The 20282-nt window shown below is 63.0% G+C and carries 20 protein-coding genes; 8 read left to right on the forward strand and 12 right to left on the reverse strand.

Annotated features, from left to right (window positions below; genetic code table 11):
• Window positions 1-125: 125 nt before the first annotated feature.
• From betI to trxC, 7 genes are all read left to right on the forward strand, one after another.
• Window positions 126-782 (forward strand): transcriptional regulator BetI, encoded by a 657-nt coding sequence (gene betI / locus IAE39_RS10180; protein ID WP_201201858.1) that lies wholly within the window; start codon window positions 126-128, stop codon window positions 780-782.
• 39 nt (window positions 783-821) lie between these two features.
• Window positions 822-2294 carry a betaine-aldehyde dehydrogenase gene (gene betB / locus IAE39_RS10185; RefSeq protein ID WP_201201860.1) on the forward strand — a complete coding sequence of 491 codons (1473 nt, stop codon included), beginning with the start codon at window positions 822-824 and terminating at the stop codon, window positions 2292-2294.
• 78 nt (window positions 2295-2372) lie between these two features.
• Window positions 2373-4070 carry a choline dehydrogenase gene (gene betA / locus IAE39_RS10190; RefSeq protein ID WP_201201864.1) on the forward strand — a complete coding sequence of 566 codons (1698 nt, stop codon included), beginning with the start codon at window positions 2373-2375 and terminating at the stop codon, window positions 4068-4070.
• A 265-nt stretch (window positions 4071-4335) separates the two neighbouring features.
• Window positions 4336-6078, forward strand: a complete 1743-nt coding sequence (locus IAE39_RS10195; protein ID WP_201201866.1) for a potassium/proton antiporter — start codon at window positions 4336-4338, stop codon at window positions 6076-6078.
• Between the two features lie 35 nt (window positions 6079-6113).
• Entirely contained in the window at window positions 6114-9422 is a 3309-nt protein-coding gene (mscK, locus tag IAE39_RS10200) for a mechanosensitive channel MscK (protein WP_201201874.1), read from the forward strand.
• A 181-nt stretch (window positions 9423-9603) separates the two neighbouring features.
• Complete coding sequence (gene selO, locus IAE39_RS10205; protein WP_201201875.1) at window positions 9604-11064, forward strand: protein adenylyltransferase SelO; 1461 nt, start codon at window positions 9604-9606, stop codon at window positions 11062-11064.
• Window positions 11065-11222: 158 nt separating this feature from the next.
• The gene (gene trxC, locus IAE39_RS10210; RefSeq protein ID WP_201201876.1) at window positions 11223-11657 is read left to right on the forward strand and encodes a thioredoxin TrxC; all 435 of its coding nucleotides are present in this window, start codon (window positions 11223-11225) and stop codon (window positions 11655-11657) included.
• 3 nt (window positions 11658-11660) lie between these two features.
• On the opposite strand, the gene IAE39_RS10215 is transcribed toward trxC, so the two are convergent.
• The 4 genes from IAE39_RS10215 to IAE39_RS10230 form a co-directional block, all read right to left on the reverse strand.
• Window positions 11661-12017, reverse strand: coding sequence for a helix-turn-helix domain-containing protein (locus IAE39_RS10215; RefSeq protein WP_201201877.1), 357 nt, complete (start codon window positions 12015-12017; stop codon window positions 11661-11663).
• Window positions 12007-12315 (reverse strand): type II toxin-antitoxin system HigB family toxin, encoded by a 309-nt coding sequence (locus IAE39_RS10220; RefSeq protein ID WP_201201878.1) that lies wholly within the window; start codon window positions 12313-12315, stop codon window positions 12007-12009. The genes IAE39_RS10215 and IAE39_RS10220 overlap by 11 nt, the downstream gene beginning before the upstream one ends.
• A gap of 71 nt (window positions 12316-12386) precedes the next feature.
• Entirely contained in the window at window positions 12387-13160 is a 774-nt protein-coding gene (locus IAE39_RS10225) for a ParA family protein (RefSeq protein ID WP_201201880.1), read from the reverse strand.
• A 92-nt stretch (window positions 13161-13252) separates the two neighbouring features.
• The gene (locus tag IAE39_RS10230) at window positions 13253-14146 is read right to left on the reverse strand and encodes a LysR family transcriptional regulator (RefSeq protein ID WP_201201883.1); all 894 of its coding nucleotides are present in this window, start codon (window positions 14144-14146) and stop codon (window positions 13253-13255) included.
• Window positions 14147-14253: 107 nt separating this feature from the next.
• On the opposite strand from IAE39_RS10230, the gene IAE39_RS10235 reads away from it, so the two are divergent.
• Entirely contained in the window at window positions 14254-15498 is a 1245-nt protein-coding gene (locus tag IAE39_RS10235) for an MFS transporter (RefSeq protein WP_201201885.1), read from the forward strand.
• 100 nt (window positions 15499-15598) lie between these two features.
• Here the strand turns inward: IAE39_RS10235 and IAE39_RS10240 are convergent, their stop codons facing one another.
• The 8 genes from IAE39_RS10240 to gspG form a co-directional block, all read right to left on the reverse strand.
• Complete coding sequence (locus IAE39_RS10240) at window positions 15599-15946, reverse strand: YgiW/YdeI family stress tolerance OB fold protein (protein ID WP_201201895.1); 348 nt, start codon at window positions 15944-15946, stop codon at window positions 15599-15601.
• A gap of 70 nt (window positions 15947-16016) precedes the next feature.
• Window positions 16017-16487, reverse strand: coding sequence for a type II secretion system protein GspM (gspM, locus tag IAE39_RS10245; RefSeq protein WP_201201901.1), 471 nt, complete (start codon window positions 16485-16487; stop codon window positions 16017-16019).
• Window positions 16484-17593 carry a type II secretion system protein GspL gene (gene gspL / locus IAE39_RS10250; RefSeq protein WP_201201903.1) on the reverse strand — a complete coding sequence of 370 codons (1110 nt, stop codon included), beginning with the start codon at window positions 17591-17593 and terminating at the stop codon, window positions 16484-16486. Before gspL ends, gspM begins: the two co-directional genes overlap by 4 nt.
• Complete coding sequence (locus IAE39_RS10255) at window positions 17586-18392, reverse strand: general secretion pathway protein GspK (protein WP_201201906.1); 807 nt, start codon at window positions 18390-18392, stop codon at window positions 17586-17588. Before IAE39_RS10255 ends, gspL begins: the two co-directional genes overlap by 8 nt.
• Before the next feature lie 47 nt (window positions 18393-18439).
• Window positions 18440-19027 carry a type II secretion system protein GspJ gene (locus IAE39_RS10260; RefSeq protein WP_201201978.1) on the reverse strand — a complete coding sequence of 196 codons (588 nt, stop codon included), beginning with the start codon at window positions 19025-19027 and terminating at the stop codon, window positions 18440-18442.
• Window positions 19014-19397: a type II secretion system minor pseudopilin GspI gene (gspI, locus tag IAE39_RS10265; protein ID WP_201201914.1), complete on the reverse strand. Its 384-nt coding sequence runs from the start codon at window positions 19395-19397 to the stop codon at window positions 19014-19016. The genes IAE39_RS10260 and gspI overlap by 14 nt, the downstream gene beginning before the upstream one ends.
• Window positions 19375-19839 (reverse strand): type II secretion system minor pseudopilin GspH, encoded by a 465-nt coding sequence (gene gspH, locus IAE39_RS10270; RefSeq protein ID WP_201201917.1) that lies wholly within the window; start codon window positions 19837-19839, stop codon window positions 19375-19377. The genes gspI and gspH overlap by 23 nt, the downstream gene beginning before the upstream one ends.
• Window positions 19836-20282 (reverse strand): type II secretion system major pseudopilin GspG, encoded by a 447-nt coding sequence (gspG, locus tag IAE39_RS10275; protein ID WP_201201920.1) that lies wholly within the window; start codon window positions 20280-20282, stop codon window positions 19836-19838. The genes gspH and gspG overlap by 4 nt, the downstream gene beginning before the upstream one ends.

Consider the following 20282-nt stretch of genomic DNA (forward strand, 5'->3'; position numbering starts at 1 on the left):
CAATGGCACAAATTGTCGCAGAGCTTATTCTTTATTGATTGAACGTTCAATCAAAACAAAATAGACTGGCCTTCGCCGAGTCAGCCGCCTGTCGTCTGCTCGAAGAGGCCTGAGGAGATAGCAAGATGCCCAAGGTCGGTATGCAACCCATCCGCCGCCAGCAGTTGATCGAAGCCACGTTGCAGGCGGTCGATCAGGTCGGTCTGGGGGACGCCAGCATTGCGCTGATTGCCCGTTTGGCCGGTGTGTCGAACGGCATCATCAGTCACTACTTTCGGGACAAGAACGGCCTGATCGCAGCGACGATGGGTTACATCATGAGCATGCTCAACGAAGGCGTTCGAGCACGCCGCCAGGCCCTGACGGACGACAGCCCGCGCGCTCACCTGAAAGTGATCATCGAGGGCAACTTCGATGCCAGCCAGGTGAACGGCCCGGCAATGAAAACCTGGTTGGCCTTCTGGGCTTCCAGCATGCACCAGCCCGATTTGCACAGGTTGCAGCGGATCAACGACCACCGCTTGTATTCCAACCTGTGCTGCCAGTTCCGCCGCGCCCTGCCGCTTTACCATGCGCGCAAGGCAGCCCGCGGCCTGGCAGCCCTGATCGATGGCCTGTGGCTGCGCGGGGCGCTGTCGGGTGATGCATTCGACACCGACCAGGCAATACGGATTGCTTACGAATACATGGATCTACAACTGGCCAAGCAGCACACCCTGGGCACCAACGACCAGGCTGCTGAACAAGCGCGCACGGCCCTTGCCAACCCGGCAGGAGCGTGACGCGCAGGCCTAACCACACACTGCACTTGCGAGGACACTATGGCCCGTTTCGGAACGCAAAAACTCTACATTGATGGCGCTTACGTCGACGCTGGCAGCGATGCCACTTTCGAAGCCATCAACCCGGCTACCGGCGAAGTCCTCGCCCACGTGCAACGTGCGACCGAGGCTGACGTCGAGAAAGCCGTCGAAAGCGCCGAGCGTGGCCAGAAAGTCTGGGCTGCGATGACTGCCATGCAGCGTTCGCGCATCCTGCGCCGCGCCGTCGACATCCTGCGCGAGCGCAACGATGAGCTGGCCATGCTGGAAACCCTGGACACCGGCAAGTCGTACTCGGAAACCCGCTACGTCGACATCGTCACCGGCGCCGACGTGCTGGAGTACTACGCTGGTCTGGTACCGGCCATCGAAGGCGAGCAGATCCCGCTGCGCGAATCGTCCTTCGTCTACACCCGCCGCGAGCCGCTGGGCGTGACCGTGGGTATCGGCGCGTGGAACTACCCGATCCAGATCGCCCTGTGGAAATCCGCCCCGGCCCTGGCCGCTGGCAACGCGATGATCTTCAAGCCGTCGGAAGTCACCTCGCTGACCACCCTGAAACTGGCCGAGATCTACACCGAAGCCGGCCTGCCGAACGGCGTGTTCAACGTCCTGACCGGCAGCGGCCGCGAAGTCGGCACCTGGCTGACCGAGCACCCACGCATCGAAAAGGTTTCCTTCACCGGCGGCACCACCACCGGCAAGAAGGTCATGGCCAGCGCCTCCAGCTCGTCGCTGAAGGAAGTGACCATGGAACTGGGCGGCAAGTCGCCCCTGATCATCTGTGCCGACGCCGACCTGGACAAGGCCGCCGACATCGCCATGATGGCCAACTTCTACAGCTCGGGCCAGGTGTGCACCAACGGCACCCGCGTGTTCATCCCGGCTGAAATGAAAGCTGCCTTCGAAGCCAAGATCGCCGAACGCGTTGCCCGCATCCGCGTTGGCAACCCGGAAGACGAAAATACCAACTTCGGCCCGCTGGTCAGCTTCCAGCACATGGAAAGCGTGCTGGGCTACATCGCCAAGGGCAAGGAAGAAGGTGCCCGCGTACTGTGCGGCGGCGAGCGCCTGACCGCCGGTGACTTCGCCAACGGCGCCTTCGTGGCCCCGACCGTGTTCACCGACTGCAGCGACGACATGACCATCGTCAAGGAAGAAATCTTCGGCCCGGTGATGAGCATCCTCACCTACGAATCCGAAGAAGAAGTGATCCGCCGTGCCAACGACACCGACTACGGCCTGGCCGCCGGTGTCTGCACCAACGACATCACCCGCGCCCACCGCATCATCCACAAGCTGGAAGCCGGTATCTGCTGGATCAACGCCTGGGGTGAATCCCCGGCCGAAATGCCGGTCGGTGGCTACAAGCAGTCGGGCGTCGGCCGTGAGAACGGCGTCAGCTCGCTGGCTCAATACACTCGCATCAAGTCGGTCCAGGTCGAGCTGGGCGGCTACAACTCGGTCTTCTAAGGCCTTGTAAAGCCCCGCCCGTGCCGCTGCGCACGGGCGTTCCCGCTCCCTGATCACCGCCAACACGAGGGTACTTTCATGTCCCAAGAATTCGATTACATCATCGTCGGTGCCGGCTCTGCCGGTAACACCCTGGCAACCCGCCTGACCGAAGATGCCGGCGTCACCGTATTGCTGCTGGAAGCCGGTGGCCCCGACTACCGCTTCGACTTCCGCACCCAGATGCCAGCCGCGCTGGCCTTCCCGTTGCAGGGCCGCCGCTACAACTGGGCCTACGAGACCGACCCGGAGCCGTACATGGACGGCCGCCGCATGGAATGTGGCCGCGGCAAGGGCCTGGGTGGCTCGTCGCTGATCAACGGCATGTGCTACATCCGCGGCAACGCCATGGACTTCGACGGCTGGGCAGAACTGCCAGGCCTGGAAGACTGGACTTACCTGGACTGCCTGCCGTACTTCCGTAAAGCCGAAACCCGCGACATCGGCCCGAACGACTACCACGGTGGCGAAGGCCCGGTCAGCGTTGCCACGCCTAAAGCCGGCAACAACCCGCTGTTCCACGCCATGGTCGAAGCCGGCGTGCAAGCTGGCTACCCGCGCACCGAAGACCTCAACGGCTACCAGCAGGAAGGCTTCGGCCCGATGGACCGTTCGGTGACCAAGAACGGCCGCCGTTCCAGCACCGCCCGTGGCTACCTGGACCAGGCCAAGAAGCGCCCGAACCTGACCATCGTCACCCACGCCCTCAGCGACCGCGTGCTGTTCGACGGCAAGCGTGCCGTTGGTGTGACCTACCTGGTCGGCGACAGCGAAGAGCGTGTTGAAGCCCGTGCGCGCAAGGAAGTGATCGTCAGCTCCGGCGCCATCGCTTCGCCACAGCTGCTGCAGCGCTCCGGCGTCGGCCCGCGCGCCCTGCTGGAAAGCCTCGACATCCCGGTGGTGCACGACCTGCCGGGCGTTGGCGAAAACCTGCAGGACCACCTGGAGCTGTACCTGCAGTACGCCTGCACCCAGCCGGTCTCGCTGTACCCATCGCTGCTGTGGTGGAACCAGCCGGCCATCGGTGCCGAGTGGATGTTCAACGGCACCGGCATCGGCGCCAGCAACCAGTTCGAGGCCGGTGGTTTCATCCGTACCCGCCCTGAATTCGAGTGGCCGAACATCCAGTACCACTTCCTGCCGGTGGCAATTAACTACAACGGCTCCAATGGCGTGAAGGAACACGGCTTCCAGGCGCACATGGGCTCGATGCGTTCGCCAAGCCGTGGCCGCATCCAGGCCAAGTCGAAGAACCCGCGCCAGCACCCAAGCATCCTGTTCAACTACATGGCCACCGAGCAGGACTGGCAGGAGTTCCGTGACGGCATCCGCCTGACCCGCGAAATCATGGCCCAGCCGGCGCTGGACCCGTACCGCGGTCGCGAGATCAGCCCAGGCGCCCACGTGCAAACCGACGAAGAACTGGACAAGTTCATCCGCGAGCACGCCGAAACCGCCTTCCACCCGTCCTGCTCGTGCAAGATGGGCACCGACGACATGGCCGTGGTCGATGGCGAAGGCCGCGTGCACGGTATGAAGGGGCTGCGCGTGGTCGATGCGTCGATCATGCCGATCATCATCACCGGCAACCTCAACGCCACCACCATCATGATCGCCGAAAAAATCTCGGACAAGATCCGCAACCGCAAGCCTCTGGCGCGCAGCACCGCCAAGTACTACAAGGCCAACGGTGCACCGGTGAAAGGCAAGCCGATGCGTGAGGTGAAGCAGGCGTAAGCCTGCACCGGCCCTTTCGCGGCTAAAGCCGCTCCCACAGGGTTCGCGCAGGTTTTGAAACCTGTGCTGTACCTGTGGGAGCGGGTTCACCCGCGAAGAGGCCCGCATAGGCAACACAACAGAAGGCACCCACCGCGGTGCCTTTTGCACATCTGCAGAAACGCTTTACATGCTGCCAATTCATCAGGTTAGAATCGATTGGCACGCGACCTGCTAGCGAGATGCTATCGAGTTCCTTTCCCCCGCTGTCCCGGAGTACCTGCCTTTGGATGCAAGCACCATCAACAGCCTGTTCCTGATCGGCGCATTGCTGGTGGGCGCAAGTATCCTGGTCAGTTCGCTGTCGTCGCGCCTGGGCATCCCTATCCTGGTCATCATCCTCGCGGTCGGCATGGTCGCCGGCGTCGATGGTGGCGGCATCATCTTCAACAACTACCCGACCGCCTACCTGGTGGGCAACCTGGCCCTGGCCGTGATCCTGCTCGACGGCGGCCTGCGCACGCGGGTGGCAAGCTTCCGCGTGGCGCTGTGGCCGGCACTGTCGCTAGCCACTGTCGGGGTCATGATCACCACCGCCCTCACCGGCCTGGTCGCCGCCTGGCTGTTCAACCTGAGCCTGATCCAGGGCCTGCTGATCGGCGCCATCGTCGGCTCCACTGACGCTGCAGCCGTATTCTCGCTGCTCGGCGGCAAGGGCCTGAACGAGCGGGTGACGGCCACCCTGGAAATCGAATCGGGCAGCAACGACCCGATGGCGGTGTTCCTCACCGTCACCCTGATCGACATGATCGCCAGCGGCCAGACCGGCCTGCACTGGAGCCTGCTTACCCACCTGCTGCGCGAGTTCGGCATCGGCGGCCTGCTGGGCCTGGGCGGCGGCTGGCTGATGCTGCAACTGGTCAACCGAATCAACCTGGCCGGCGGCCTGTACCCGATTCTGGTAGTGGCCGGCGGCCTGGTGGTGTTCTCGCTGACCAACGCCCTGCACGGCAGCGGCTTCCTCGCCGTGTACCTGTGCGGCCTGGTGCTGGGCAACAAACCGATCCGCAGCCGCCACGGCATCCTGCATATGCTCGACGGCATGGCCTGGCTGGCGCAGATTGGCATGTTCCTGGTACTGGGGTTGCTGGTCACACCGCACGACCTGCTGCCTATCGCCTTGCCGGCGCTGGGCCTGGCGCTGTGGATGATCCTGGTGGCGCGGCCACTGTCGGTGGTCGCGGCACTGCTGCCGTTCAAGGCCTTCCACGGCCGCGAAAAGGGCTTTATCTCCTGGGTCGGCCTGCGCGGCGCGGTACCGATCATCCTCGCGGTGTTCCCGCTGATGGCCGGCCTGCCGGATGCGCAGCTGTTCTTCAACCTGGCCTTCTTCATCGTGCTGGTGTCACTGCTGGTGCAAGGCACCAGCCTGCCGTGGATGGCCAAGCTGCTGAAAGTGACGGTACCGCCAGACCCTGCACCTATCTCCCGCTCCGCCCTGGAAGTGCACATCACCAGCGAGTGGGAAATGTTCGTCTACCGCCTGGGCAAGGAAAAATGGTGCATCGGCGCCGCCCTGCGCGAGCTGAAAATGCCCGAAGGCACGCGGATTGCCGCGCTGTTCCGGGGCGAGCAGCTGCTGCACCCCTCGGGCAGTACCGTGCTGGAAGTCGACGACATGCTCTGCGTGATCGGCCACGAGCACAACCTGCCGGCGCTGGGCAAACTGTTCAGCCAGGCACCGCAGCGTGGCCTGGACCTGCGCTTCTTTGGCGACTTCGTGCTCGAAGGCGATGCCGAACTGGGCGCGGTGGCAGCGTTGTATGGCCTGAAACTGGATGGCCTGGACGCGAAAATGCCGCTGGCGCAGTTCATCCGACAGAAGGTCGGAGGCGCTCCAGTAGTAGGCGACCAGGTCGATTGGCATGGCACGATCTGGACCGTGGCGACCATGGACGGGAACAAGATCCAGAAAGTAGGCGTCAGATTCCCCGAAGGAACGCGACCCGGACCAGGATTGTTCCTCTAAACTTCGTTTCTGCCGGATCCACAAGTAGTCTGCCTATGTCCCTGCGCGTGTACCTTCGCACAGCCCTGCTCGGGCTGTGCCTGTCCCTTTCCGTTGCTGCCACCGCGGCGGAAGCCCCGACCACCGCCAGCATCCAGAACAGCCTCGACAAGATCGCCGAGCGCAAGCTGCCCGAAGCCGACCAGAAGGCCCTGCAGCAGGTGCTGGAACAGACCTTGAGCCTGCTGGCCAGCAAGGAAGACAACGAGAAGAAGCTGGCCGCGCTCAAGCAGCAGCTGACCAGCGCCCCGAAGGAAACCAGCGACAGCCAGAAAGAACTGGCCCGCCTCAAGGAAACCAAAGCGCAGCCGGTAGCCCAACGCTACGCCAGCCTCAACGTGCCGCAGCTGGAGCAGATGCTCAGCGAGCGCAACACCCAACAGGGTGAGCTGCAGAAAGCGCTGTCCGAAGCCAATAGCCTGATCATCAACTCGCAAACCCGCCCCGAGCGCGCCCAGGCCGAGATCAGCAGCAGCCAGAGCCGTACCCAGCAGATCAACAACATCCTCAAGACCGGCAAGGACGGCGGCAAGTCGATCAACGCCGACCAGCGCAACCAGCTGAACGCCGAACTGGCCTCGCTCAACGCGCTGACGCTGTTGCGCCGCCAGGAGCTGGCCGGCAATAGCTTGCTGCAAGACCTCGGCAATGCCCGTCACGACTTGCTGATCGAACGCGCCGCGCGCCTGGAGCAGGAAATTCAGGACCTGCAGACGCTGATCAACGACAAACGCCTGGCCCAATCCCAGGAAGCGGTCACCCAGCAGTCGATCGAAGCGCAAAAGGCCGGCGGCAGCAGCGTGCTGGCCACCGAGAGCGCGGCCAACCTCAAGCTTTCCGACTACTTGCTGAAAAGCACCGACCGCCTTAACGAACTGACCCAGCAGAACCTGCGCACCAAGCAACAACTGGACAGCCTGACCCAGGCCGACCAGGCGCTGGACGAGCAGATCAACGTGCTCAAGGGCAGCCTGCTGCTGTCGAAAATTCTCTACAAGCAGAAGCAGACCCTGCCGCACCTCAAGCTCGACCGCGACCTCGCCGACCAGATCGCCGATACCCGCCTGTACCAGTTCGAGATCAACCAGCAACGCGAGCAGATGAGCAGCCCGGTGACTTACGTCGACAAGCTGCTGGCCGGCCAGCCACAGGAACAGGTTACTCCGCAGCTGCGCAAGGCCCTGCTGGAAGTGGCGATCACCCGCGGCGACCTGCTGGAACGGCTGAACCGTGAGCTGTCTGCGTTGCTCAACGAATCGATCACCCTGCAGCTCAACCAGAAGCAGCTGCTGGGCACCGCCCAGAGCCTGCGCACCACCCTCGACGAGCAGATGTTCTGGATCCCCAGCAACAAGCCGCTGGACTGGGACTGGTTGAGCTACGTGCCACAGCGCCTGGCCGACCAGGTCGCCAACCTGCCGTGGGGCTCGGGCCTCAAGGAACTGGCAGACGGCCTCAGCCAGCGCCCGCTGCTGTTCCTGCCACTGCTGCTGGTGATTGGCGCCCTGCTATGGCGGCGCAAGTACCTGTACCAACGGCTGGGCAAGGTGCACCAGGACATCGGCCATTTCCGCCGTGACAGCCAGTGGCACACACCGCAGGCGATCCTCATCAACATCCTGCTGGCAATGCCGGTCAGCCTCGGCCTTGCCCTGTGCAGTTATGCACTGCAGATCGACGCCCGTGGGCAGAACGCCAACCTCGGCGCCGCACTCTGGCAACTGGCCCAGGCCTGGCTGGTGTTCTACACCGCCTACCGCATCCTCGCCCCTGGCGGGGTGGCCGAAGTCCACTTCCGCTGGCACAAGCCGCAGGTCGAGTTCCTGCGCGGCTGGGTAAGGCGCCTGGGCACCGTGGTGCTGGCCCTGGTCGGCGTGGTGGCGGTGGCCGAACACCAGCCTTCGGCGCTGGCCGACGACGTGCTGGGCATCGGCGTGGTGCTGACCTGCTATGCACTGATGGCCTGGCTGCTCAGCCGCCTGCTGCTCAGCAGCCCGGCGCACCGCGACACCTCGTTGTTCCGCAAGGCTGTGGGTGTGGCGTTCACCGCCCTGCCCATCGCCCTGTTCGTCGCGGTGTGCTTCGGCTACTACTACACCGCCCTGAAGCTCACCGACCGGCTGATCTACACCCTGTACCTGCTGCTGTTCTGGCTGGTGATCGAGGCCGCGTTCGTGCGCGGCCTGTCGGTAGCGGCGCGGCGCCTGGCCTACCAGCGCGCGCTCAGCAAGCGCGCGGCTGCCAAGGAAGGGCTGGACGGCGAAGTCATTACCGAAGAACCCACGCTGGACATCGAACAGGTCAACCAGCAGTCTCTGCGCCTGATCCGCCTGGCCCTGCTCGGCGGCTTCATCGCTGGGCTGTACTGGGTGTGGTCCGATCTGATCTCGGTATTCGCCTACCTCAACAACTTCGTGCTTTACGAATACGCCAGCGGCACCGGCGCCGCCGCCAGCATGGTACCGATCAGCCTCGGCGACCTGCTGGGCGCGCTGGTGATCGTCGGCATCACCTTCGCTTTGGCCGGAAACCTGCCGGGCCTGCTGGAGGTGCTGGTGCTTTCGCGCCTGAGCCTGGCCCAAGGCAGCGCCTATGCGATCACCACGTTGCTGTCCTATGTGATTGTAGGCGTGGGTATCGTCAGTACCCTGGCCACCCTCGGGGTCAGCTGGGACAAGCTGCAATGGCTGGTGGCGGCGCTGTCGTTGGGCCTGGGCTTCGGCATGCAGGAAATCTTTGCCAACTTCATCTCCGGCATCATGATCCTGTTCGAGCGCCCGGTGCGCATCGGCGACACCATCACCATCGGCAACCTGTCGGGCACGGTGAGCAAGATCCGTATCCGCGCCACCACCATCACCGACTTCGACCGCAAGGACATCATCGTCCCCAACAAGACCTTCATCACCGGCCAGCTGATCAACTGGTCGCTGACCGACACGGTCACCCGGGTGACGCTGAAGCTGGGCATCGACTACGGCTCCGACCTCGATCTAGTGCGCGACCTGCTGCTCAAGGGCGCGCATGAAAACCCGCGGGTGCTCAAGGACCCGGAACCGATCGTGTACTTCCTCAATTTCGGCGAAAGCTCGCTGGACCACGAACTGCGCATGCACGTTCGCGACCTGGGCGACCGCAACCCGACGCTGGACGAACTCAACCGCTACATCAGCCGCGAGTTCAAGGCGCACGACATCAAGATCTCGGTACGCCAGGTGGAGGTGTTCCTAATGGACCCCAAAGGCGGCAAGCAGCAACTGATACCAATGGAACAGCCGAAATCGGATGGCACTGCTTCGGCCTGAGTGGGCTCGAATGCTTTATTCTGTGCAGGATTGCTGCGAGGGCTTTGCCCTCGTTCGCGGGTAAACCCGCTCCTACAAGGGACCGCGCCGCTCTCCGGCTCACCCCTGCCTGTGTAGGAGCGGGTTCACCCGCGAAGGGCCGCAAAGCGGCCCCAATGGCACCGACTTCCAGGAGCAGCCCGTGAAAGCCCTCGACCAACTCACCTTCGACAACCGCTTCGCCCGCCTGGGCGACGCGTTCTCCACCCAGGTGCTGCCCGAACCCATCGCAGACCCACGCCTGGTGGTAGCGAGCGAGTCGGCCATGGCCCTGCTCGACCTCGACCCGGCCCAGGCCGAGCTGCCGGTATTCGCCGAACTGTTCAGCGGCCACAAACTCTGGGAAGAGGCCGACCCTCGCGCCATGGTCTATTCCGGCCACCAGTTCGGCTCGTATAACCCGCGGCTGGGCGATGGCCGTGGCCTGTTGCTGGCCGAAGTGCTGAACGACGCCGGCGAGCACTGGGACCTGCACCTCAAGGGCGCCGGCCAGACCCCGTACTCGCGCATGGGCGACGGCCGCGCCGTGCTGCGCTCATCGATCCGTGAGTTCCTCGCCTCCGAAGCCTTGCACGCCCTGAACATCCCCAGCAGCCGGGCGCTGTGTGTAATCGGCTCCAGCACCCCGGTATGGCGTGAAACCCGCGAAAGCGCGGCCATGCTCACGCGCCTGGCGCAGAGCCACGTGCGCTTCGGCCATTTCGAATACTTCTACTACACCAAGCAGCCGGAACAGCAGCGGGTGCTGATCGACCATGTGCTGCAGCAGCACTACCCCGAATGCCGCGATGCCGAGCAACCCTACCTGGCCATGTTCCGCACCATCGTCGAGCGCAACGCCGAACTGATCGCCCGCTGGCAGGCCTATGGCTTCTGCCACGGGGTGATGAACACCGACAACATGTCGATCCTGGGCATCACTTTCGATTTCGGCCCGTACGCCTTCCTCGACGACTTCGACGCCAACTTCATCTGCAACCATTCCGACGACCGCGGCCGCTACAGCTACGCCAACCAGGTGCCCATCGCCCACTGGAACCTCAGCGCGCTGGCCCAGGCGCTGACCACAGTGATCGAGGTTGAAGCATTGAAGGAAGCGCTTGGGCTGTTCCTGCCGTTGTACCAGGCCCATTACCTGGACTTGATGCGCAGGCGCCTGGGCCTGACCACTGCCGAGGATGACGACATGACGCTGGTCGAGCGCCTGCTGCAACGCATGCAGAGCGGTGGCGTGGACTACAACCTGTTCTTCCGCAGGATGGGTGAGCAGCCGGTGGCCGAAGCGTTGAAGGTGGTGCGTGATGACTTCATCGACCTGGCCGGTTTCGATGCCTGGGGCGTCGATTACCTGGCCCGCTGCGAACGCGAAGCCGGCAATGCCGAAGGTCGGCGGGAACGGATGCATGCGGTGAACCCGCTGTATGTACTGCGTAATTATCTGGCGCAAAAAGCCATCGAAGCGGCTGAAGCGGGGGATTACAGTGAGGTGCGGCGGCTGCATCAAGTGCTGGCCAAGCCCTTCGAAGAGCAGCCCGGCATGCAGGCCTATGCCGAGCGCCCGCCGGAGTGGGGCAAGCACCTGGAAATCAGTTGCTCTTCCTGAGAACAACTGCCTTGCTCAATTTCTGAAAGCTGGCGCGATCCCTGTGGGAGCGGGTTTACCCGCGAAGAGTGCGACGCCGTACATGGCACCGGCTTCGCCGGTGTTCGCGGGTAAACCCGCTCCCACAGGAGATCCGTGATGACCTTACTGGAGATGAAATGTCCGAACCCCTGGTAGTCCCCTGCCCCCACTGCAACGGCCTCAACCGCCTGCCCGCCGAGCGCCTGGGCGACGCCCCAAAATGCGGCCGTTGCAAACAGGACGTGCTGCTGAACACCCCCTTCGAACTCACCGAAGCCAGCTACGCCAGCCAGATCAAGGGCGACCTGCCGCTGCTGGTCGACATCTGGGCCGACTGGTGCGGCCCCTGCAAATCCTTCGCCCCCACCTTCGAACAAGCCGCCCGCCAGTTGACCGGCCGCTGCCGCCTGGCCAAGCTCGACAGCGAAGCCAACCGCAACCTGGCCGGGCAACTGGGCATCCGCTCGATCCCCAGCCTGCTGCTGTTCAAGAACAGCCGCGAAGTCAGCCGCCAGGCGGGGGCGTTTCCACTCCAGTCGTTGCTGGAGTGGCTGCGCAGCCAAGGGGTTTAGTTTTCAAGCGCTCGCCAGCAGCGACTCATAAGGAATGCGTAGGCCATCATGCAGGCGCTTGATCATTGAAAGGCTCAATCCACGCTTTCCATTCAAGACTTCCGAGACTCTCCCGCTTGGACCAATGAATGGCTCTAGATCGCGGGGCGTAAGGCCCTGCTGATCCATGCAGAACTTGATGGCCTCGATTGGGTTGGCCGGATGAATAGGATAGTGCTTGTTCTCGTATACCTCGATTAGTGTCACGAGCACTTCCATTTCATCGGCTTCAGGCGTTCCTGCTTCAGCCTGAAAAATGGCTTCGAGCCGCTGGAATGCTGCTCGAAGATCATCATCACTGCGGATCGGCTTAATATTCACAGATTGTCTCCACGTCAATCTCGTCATATCGCTTGTGCGTACCGACGAACTTCACCCAGGCAATACCGGCTCGATACTGTATTTCAACCACAAGCCGGTACTTGTTACCTCCGATGTTGAAGACCACGCGGTTCTTGCCACAAATGCTGGCGTTGCCAATCTGATCTTTTACATCCTGCGGCGTTCTCCAGATGGCCTTGAGTGCCATGTCATGCCAGCTTTCCAAGGCCGCCTTGGCATCTTCATGCCCAGGTAATTCCCAGAATTTCACCAAGGTGCTTTTGGCAATGACGCGCATCCAAGCATATCTCCCGTTTTGGGAGATTATGCTCGGGACTTGAACATCGCGCAAGGGCTACAGCGCAGCGCCTATTCGCTGCGCTCAAGCAAATCATGCAACTCGACAAACTGCTGGGTCAGCTTGTGCTTGGGCTCCAGGTGAATCAGCGGCAGGCTGGCGTGGTGCGATTCACGCATCTTCACCGAGCTCCCCAGATACACCGGTAGCACTGGCAACCCTTCTGCCAGCAGCTCGTCAAGCATCTGTTGCGGCAGGCTGGCACGCGACTGGAACTGGTTGACCACGATACCTTCGACCATCAGATCTTCGTTGTGATCTTCCTTGAGGTCTTCAATTTCGGCCAGCAGGCCATACAGAGCCTGGCGCGAGAAGCTGTCGCAGTCGAAGGGGATAAGCACACGGTCAGCCGCGATCAGCGCCGAAACCGCATAGAAGTTAAGCGCTGGCGGGGTGTCGATGTAGATGCGCTCGTAGTCCTCGTCCAGTTCGTCGAGCAGCTTACGCAGCTTGTTGATCTTGTGCTTGGCCTCAAGCTTGGGCTGCAGGTCGGCCAGCTCTGCCGTAGCGGTGACCACGTGCAGGTTATCGAACGGGGTTTCGTAGATATCAACCTTGTTCTTCTTGCTGAACGGCCCGCTGGACAGGCTTTGCTTGAAGAAGTCGGCAATGCCCATGGGTATGTCCTCACCGGTCAGGCCGGTAAGGTACTGGGTCGAGTTGGCCTGGGCATCCAGGTCGATCAACAGGGTCCGGTAGCCTTCATTGGCACTGACCGCCGCCAGGTTGCAGGCGATGCTCGACTTGCCCACGCCACCTTTCTGATTGAACACCACGCGCCGCATGATTGACCTCCGTGTTTCTACGAATGCCCGAGTATGTGGCGCCGCCGCAGCAATGGCCAGTGCCATTTGCCGGGTATGAATACATCGAGCCTTCAGCCATAGGTCTGGCCAGTGACCAACTCGGCAAACGCTTTGGCCATGGCCGAGCCACCACGCTCGCGCTGCACCAGCCACACCGCCGACATCGCTCCTTCATCGAGCAAGGTACGGTACACCACCCCTTCAATGCGCATGCGCTGGAACGAAGCCGGCAACACCGATACCCCCAACCCCGCCGACACCAGGCCGATGATGGTCATCGCCTCCCCCGCCTCCTGGGCAAAATGCGGGCTGAACCCCGCCTGCCGCGCCAGGCTCAGCAACTGCGCATGCAAGCCGCTGCCGTAACTGCGCGGAAAGAACACGAACGGTTCATGGGCCAGCGCCGCCATGTGCACGCCCTGCTCAGTGCCCTCCGCCAACGGATGCGAAGCGTTGATCACCGCCACCAGCGGCTCACGAAACAACTCGGTGGCCAACAACCCCTCCGGCAGCGGCATCGGCCGCATCAACCCCACTTCGATGGATTCGTCGAACACCCCTTCGGCAACATCCCGGCTGCTCATTTCCTTAAGGTTCAGGTGCACCGCCGGAAAGCGCTGACGAAAGGCATGGATGGCCTTGGGGATCTTCGAGGTGAACGGCGCCGAAGAAGTGAAGCCGATTTTCATCTCACCCAGCTCACCCAATTGCGCGCGCCGGGCCACGTCAGCGGCTTTTTCCACTTGCGCCAGCACCTGCCGGGCCTCTTCAAGAAACAGTCGCCCCGCCTCGCTCAGCTCGACCCGACGATTGGTACGCTCGAACAAGCGCGCGCCCAGCTCCTGTTCCAGTGCCTGGATCTGCTGGCTCAACGGTGGCTGGGAAATGCCCAGCTGCTGGGCGGCACGGCCAAAGTGCAGCTCCTCGGCCACGGCAATGAAGTAACGCAGGTGGCGCAGTTCCATGATCGGCTCCGAACAGGTCGCTAAACGTCTTAAATAGGTCGAACAATATATTGGATCTAATCATTAGCCAGCTATATGCTTTTTTCATTGCAACAGAGGTACCCGCCGTGAAAACTGCTGTAGCCCCCCTTCCTGTCGAGCCAGAAGCTGCCCCCCTGAACGACATGTGGATCGAAAAAGGCACCCCCGCCTTCATGAAGACCGTGCTGGCCCTGTTCAGCGGCGGCTTTGCCACCTTCGCCCTGCTTTACTGCGTGCAGCCGATGATGCCGCTGCTGTCCAGGGAATTTGCCATCAATGCGGCGCAGAGCAGCCTGGTGCTATCGGTGGCCACCGCCATGCTGGCGTTCGGCCTGCTGATCACCGGCCCCATCTCGGACCGCATCGGGCGCAAGCCGGTGATGGTGTTTGCCTTGGTCTGCGCCGCCCTTTCCACCTTGGCCAGTGCGGTAATGCCAAGCTGGGAGCTGGTACTGGCCACCCGCGCCCTGGTCGGCCTGTCGCTGAGTGGCCTCGCGGCAGTGGCAATGACCTACCTGAGCGAAGAAATCCACCCGCAACACATCGGCCTGGCCATGGGCCTGTACATTGGCGGCAATGCCATCGGCGGCATGAGCGGGCGCCTCATTACCGGCGTATTGATCGACTTCGTCAGCTGGCACACGGCGATGCTGACCATCGGCGGCCTGGCCCTGGTGGCCGCACTGGTGTTCTGGAAAGTACTGCCGGAATCGCGCAACTTCCGCCCGCAGCAGATGAACCCGCGCAGCCTGGTGGATGGCTTTTTCATGCACTTCAAGGATGCCGGCTTACCGTGGCTGTTCCTCGAAGCCTTCTTGCTGATGGGCGCCTTCGTCACCCTGTTCAACTACATCGGCTACCGCCTGCTGGCCGAGCCCTATCATATGAACCAGGCACTGGTCGGGTTGCTGTCGGTGGTTTACCTGTCAGGTATCTACAGCTCGGCGCAAGTCGGCGCTTTGGCCGACAAGCTGGGCCGGCGCAAGGTGTTCTGGGCCAGTATCGTGGTAATGGCGGGCGGCTTGCTGATGACCCTGGCGAGCCCGTTGGCGATGGTGATCATCGGCATGCTGGTGTTCACCTTCGGCTTCTTTGGCGCGCACTCGGTGGCCAGCAGCTGGATCGGCCGGCGGGCGCTTAGGGCCAAGGGGCAGGCGTCGTCGTTGTACCTGTTCAGCTATTACGCAGGGTCCAGTGTGGCCGGTACGGCGGGCGGGGTGTTCTGGCACCAGTGGGGCTGGAACGGCATCGGATTGTTCATTGGCAGCTTGCTGGCGGTGGCGTTGCTGGTGGCATTGCACTTGAGCAAGTTACCACCGAAAACCGCTTGAGGCCCTTTCGCGGGTAAACCCGCTCCCACAGGGACCGCGCCACACCTGAGGCAAGCGCCATACCTGTAGGAGCGGGTTTACCCGCGAAAGGGCCGCCGGATCAGTTGATGATCTCGACAATATCCACATCCACTTCCCGGCTCATCAGGTGCTTCTCCACCTCACCGGTCAGCTTGACCTTGGTCTTGTCATTGAACGGCGTCGACGGCAGGTCTTCATCGTCGATTTCAACGGTAATGGTGCCGGTGTTGTCCTTGAACTCGTACTTGTCGTCGTTGTTGATCTTCTTGGTCACGAAGCCCTGCAGCACCACCGGGGTGTCATCGGCGGCATCGTTGGCAGCAGCAACGGTGGTGACCGACTGCGCACCAGGGCCGGTGTAGCCAGCCGCCAAAGCAGCAGTGCTGAACAGCGGGGCGAGGATCAGGGCGAGGTAGCGAGCTTTCATGGTGGCAGGTCCTTTTTCGTTTTCGATGGGAACAGCCTACCGAAGCTGGCTGAAGCGAATCTTAATGTGCTCAGGCTTCGTCCAGTTCCAGCACCAGCTGCGTTTGCAACTGCTCACCGACCACCTGCAATTGCAAACTGCGGACCTGCGCGCCATCGCGCTCCAGCGCGTGCAGCCAGACCAGCAGTTTCGCAGGCTCGCCTTCAAGGCTGACGTCCACTTGAGCGGCGCGGGCCTGCAGCCCGGTGACTCGCAGTCCAGCCGCCTGCGCTCGCTCGTTCAGCCCTGCGGGGGTCAACCTCCGCACCGCGTCCCGAGCCATGGCCGGGCCTGCCGAAACCCTCTGCAGGTGCCCGGCCAGCGCCAGCGCGCGTGCATGATCAAGCTCGGCCTGCTGCAAGCGCTGCTTGCCGGGTTCCCAGGCAACTTGCCAGAGTACGACCAAGGCCAGGCTCCAGAGTGCGGCCCCAATCACGCTGCGCCGCGCGCCAGGCAGCGATTGCCACTGGCGTAGCCAGGCCTGCTTGAACCACCGCATCATCGAGCCTCCCGCCAAGTGAGGGTCGCGCGCACGCCTTGCTCGGCCTGGCGGGCCTGGTCCATCAGCACCGCAGGGGCCCGCTGACGCAAGCGCTCAAGGTCTTCAAACCCTTGCGCAACCACTTCCAGGCGCCAGCCTTCGGTAGGGCTGGCCACCGCCTGTTCAACCGTGATGTTCCCGGCCTCCACCAACTGCTCGGTAAACGTTGCCAGTTCCTCGACAGCGGTCATTGCCCGGGGGCGGAACTCCAGCGCCCTGACCTGCGCAACCAGGTCACCCGCGACAGGCTGCCCAGGCGCCCACCGCTGAAATGCCTGAACGTTTTCGGCATCCAGCTGCGCCGTGCGTTGCGACAACCACGTGGCGCGCAGATGATCCGCCAGGCACACCATCACCAATGCCAGCAGCACCCCGCCCGCCAAGGCCGGCCAGGGCACGGCCGAGCCGCGCCGCCGGAATGCTCCCTGGCGCAGGTCAAGGGCCGTGGCCCGCCCTTGCACCAGGACGTTGAAAGCGCTGTCGACTGTCTGGTTGCAGAGTACCTGCCCTGCATGAACAGCCTCGGCCTGCCAGGGCATCGGCGGCAACTGCTGCGCCAGAACCTCAGCCACTTGGGGGCTGGCGGCCAGCCATGGCCCATTTTGACCGCCCAGCAACCAGCGGCCCCCGACCCACAAGGCGCAGGGCGGCCCGGCACCCAGCAGGTCGGCATCGGCGTACAGGCCCAGCGGGTCGATACCTTGGGCTTGCAGCAGGGCCATCAGGTTGGTCATGACCTGAAGTTCTATTACCAGGGCACGACGATGCCCTTGCGTACCCGGCGAACCGAACACCAGGTGCAACGTTTCCAGCGGCGCTGCCAACTGATCCTCGGCGGCATAGGCCAGTGTTTCTGCTGTCGGCCGTTTACCCGGTACAGGGCCGATTTCACAGCTGCCCAGCATTTCCATGGGCACCACCACGATCACAGGGCCGGTCACGGTCGAGGCCAGCTCACCCAGGCGTGCCTTGTTCAAGCTGCCATCCTTCGCCCGCAACCACACCGGCCAGTGCGCATCAGCCGCCGCAACGCCTTCAGGTAACAGGTACAGCCAGTTCTCACTCATCTGCACTACGCTCCCGCCTTGCAGTAAACACACGGCGCACCACACGGACCTGGTGCGTGTTCAAATCGATTTCCATGTCGCTGTACAGGTACATGCGCTTACCTGCCAGCTGCGCCTGTACCTCAAGGCGAAACCAGCGGCTGGTCACTGCCAGCCCACGGCGGTCCAGGCCCAGGCCCTCCAGTCGCGGCTGGGCCAGAAAGCGTTCCACCGAGGGGTAGCCCGACTCCGGGCGCTCACTGGCCAACGCTGCAGCCACCGTGGGTGACAGCTCGGCGAGCGCCGCCAGCAAGCGCGCCGGGGCCGTATTGATGTTCAGCCGCGCCTCCTTGGGCAATACCACCACCCATGGCTGCAAACGCGTCATCACCTCGGCGGTAACACCTGGCAATGCGCGCAACTGGGTGGGGTCAAGCATCGGCTGGCCCATCAGCCCGTCCAATACCGGTGGCTCCAGTTGCAACGAATGGCACAGGCGCTCCCAGCGCTTTAGCAGCAGTGGGTCAGGCACCTTCCCCGCCATCAGGGCGCCCAGGTTCAAGCGCCCCGCAAGGTCCTCAAGCTGCAGATGTACCTGCCCTTCACCGAGGCTTAACTCTCGCGGCCGGGCCCAGGCTTGCCGGTCATGGGTAACCTGCAGTACCTCGCCCACTTCGCGGCGCAAGCTGGCCAGGGCTTGCTGCTCGCCAGCATGGGCCAGGCGCAGCAAACGCGTACTCTCGATCTGCTGGGTGACCCCGCCAAGCAGCAGTTGATGGCTGTGCAACATGCCGGCTACCAGCATTGTGAGCAGCGCCATGATCAACAGCACGGTAACCAGCGCGAGCCCTTTTTGCCGTTGCCACCTCATTGGCTGGCGCCCCCCAGCGGCAGTACCCGCCGCAGCTGCTCAAAGCGCCTGGTCGACAGCGTCACCTCCAGCGCTTGTGGTGGCACCGGCCGCCGTTGCGCCATTGGCCAGCGTGCCTGCCAGCCGCTTCCGGGCACATGCACACGCCAGTGCAGTTCACGTACACCGTCAAGCAAGCGCTGCGGTCGAGGCTGGTCTGGCCCTAGTGTGCGCCGTTGGCGCCACAGCACGCCCTCCTCCAGCCAGTACTCGACAACCCTCAACTCGCTGCGCTTGAGCGCCTGGTTGTCTTGCTCCCTGGCCAGCCAGTGAACCCGTGCGCCGTGCAGCAGCACACCAAAACCTTCCTTGCCCAGGCTAGCGGGCTGGTAACCCAGCAAGGCATCGCGCTGCATCAGGCTCATGGCCCTGCCCAACGCACGCAGCTCATCAGCCTGCACCTCGCGTGCGCTTTCGGCGCGCATGAACACATCGAGCACGCGCGCGCTGCCCACCGCCAGCAAGGCAAAGATGGCGATCGCCAGCAACAGTTCGATCAAGGTGAAGCCGCGTTGACGGGCCAACCTGCCTCTAGCGTGGCGCATCGACCAGCCCCAGCCAGCCCGTGGCTTGATGCAGTACTTGGCGATCCGAGGCAAGGCCCACCCGCACGTGCACCTCCAGCAACGCACTCCCGCCCAGGCGACGGCGGGTTTCCTGCAGGGTCCAGCGACGCTGGCCGAACATGACATCCAGGCTGCGCTGGCCAGGCGCCGGCGCAGGTTGCAGGCGCATATCCATCAAGTGGTTGTCGGCGACCCAGCTGGCGAGCAAGCGTTCCTCAAGCCCCTGCGACTGCAGCAGTACGTGCTGGCTGGCGGAGGTTACCGCTACGGCCAGTACCGCGAAGATCGCCAACGCCACCAGCACCTCCAACAAGGTGAAGCCGCGCTCAGCGCACAAAGCTGGGGTCATTGATGCCATCACTCGACACAGAGACAAGGCGCACGTTACCCGCCTCGAAATGAAGGGAAAACGGTGTGTGCTCGTCATTGCCGTACATCATAAGTTGCGGTGCACTGCCAGGCAGGGCGTGAGGCACCGCAACCCCATCGACCTCCACACGCAAATCCAGCTCTACATCTCGATGCTTACCCGCTGCCACCCAGCCATCGTCAGCGGCTTCAAGCAGCTGATAGCCCTGGGCATCAATGCGAATACCCAGCGCCAAGCCCTCCAGCACCGCCTGTTGCCGCGCGTGCTGCACCAACTGGTAGAACAGGTTGGCTTCCTGATTGGCCATACGTTGCGGATCACGCCCGAAGATGAACCCTGCCATGCCCATCACGATGCCCAGCAGCAGCATGACCAGCAGCAGCTCCAGCAGCGTAAAGCCTTGAGAACGGCGCGGGTTCATTCAGGCCAGTTACCGATATCGGCATCCATTTCCTCGCCACCCGGTTGCCCATCGGCCCCCAACGAGTAAAGGTCATAACCTTGGGTCGAGCGGGTGCCCGGGTTCGCGTACTGGTAATGCGAGCCCCAAGGGTCGGTAGGTGTGCTTTTGAGGTAGCCCTGGGCACTCCACTGACGCGGCAGTGGCGCCACGGTGGGTCGCTTCACCAAGGCTTCCAGGCCTTGGGCAGTGGTCGGGTAGCGGCCATTATCCAGACGGTATATTTCCAGCGCGGTGGAAATCGACTGGATATCGGTGCGGGCTGCGGTCAGCTTGGCATGGTCAGGACGGCTCATCACATTGGGCAGCACCAGCGCGCCAAGCACGCCCAGGATGATGACCACCACCATGATTTCGATGAGGGTGAAGCCGCGTTGGGCGCGGCGTGCTGAACGTAGGGACAT

This window comes from Pseudomonas sp. S37 (assembly GCF_016658545.1).
Lineage (GTDB): Bacteria > Pseudomonadota > Gammaproteobacteria > Pseudomonadales > Pseudomonadaceae > Aquipseudomonas.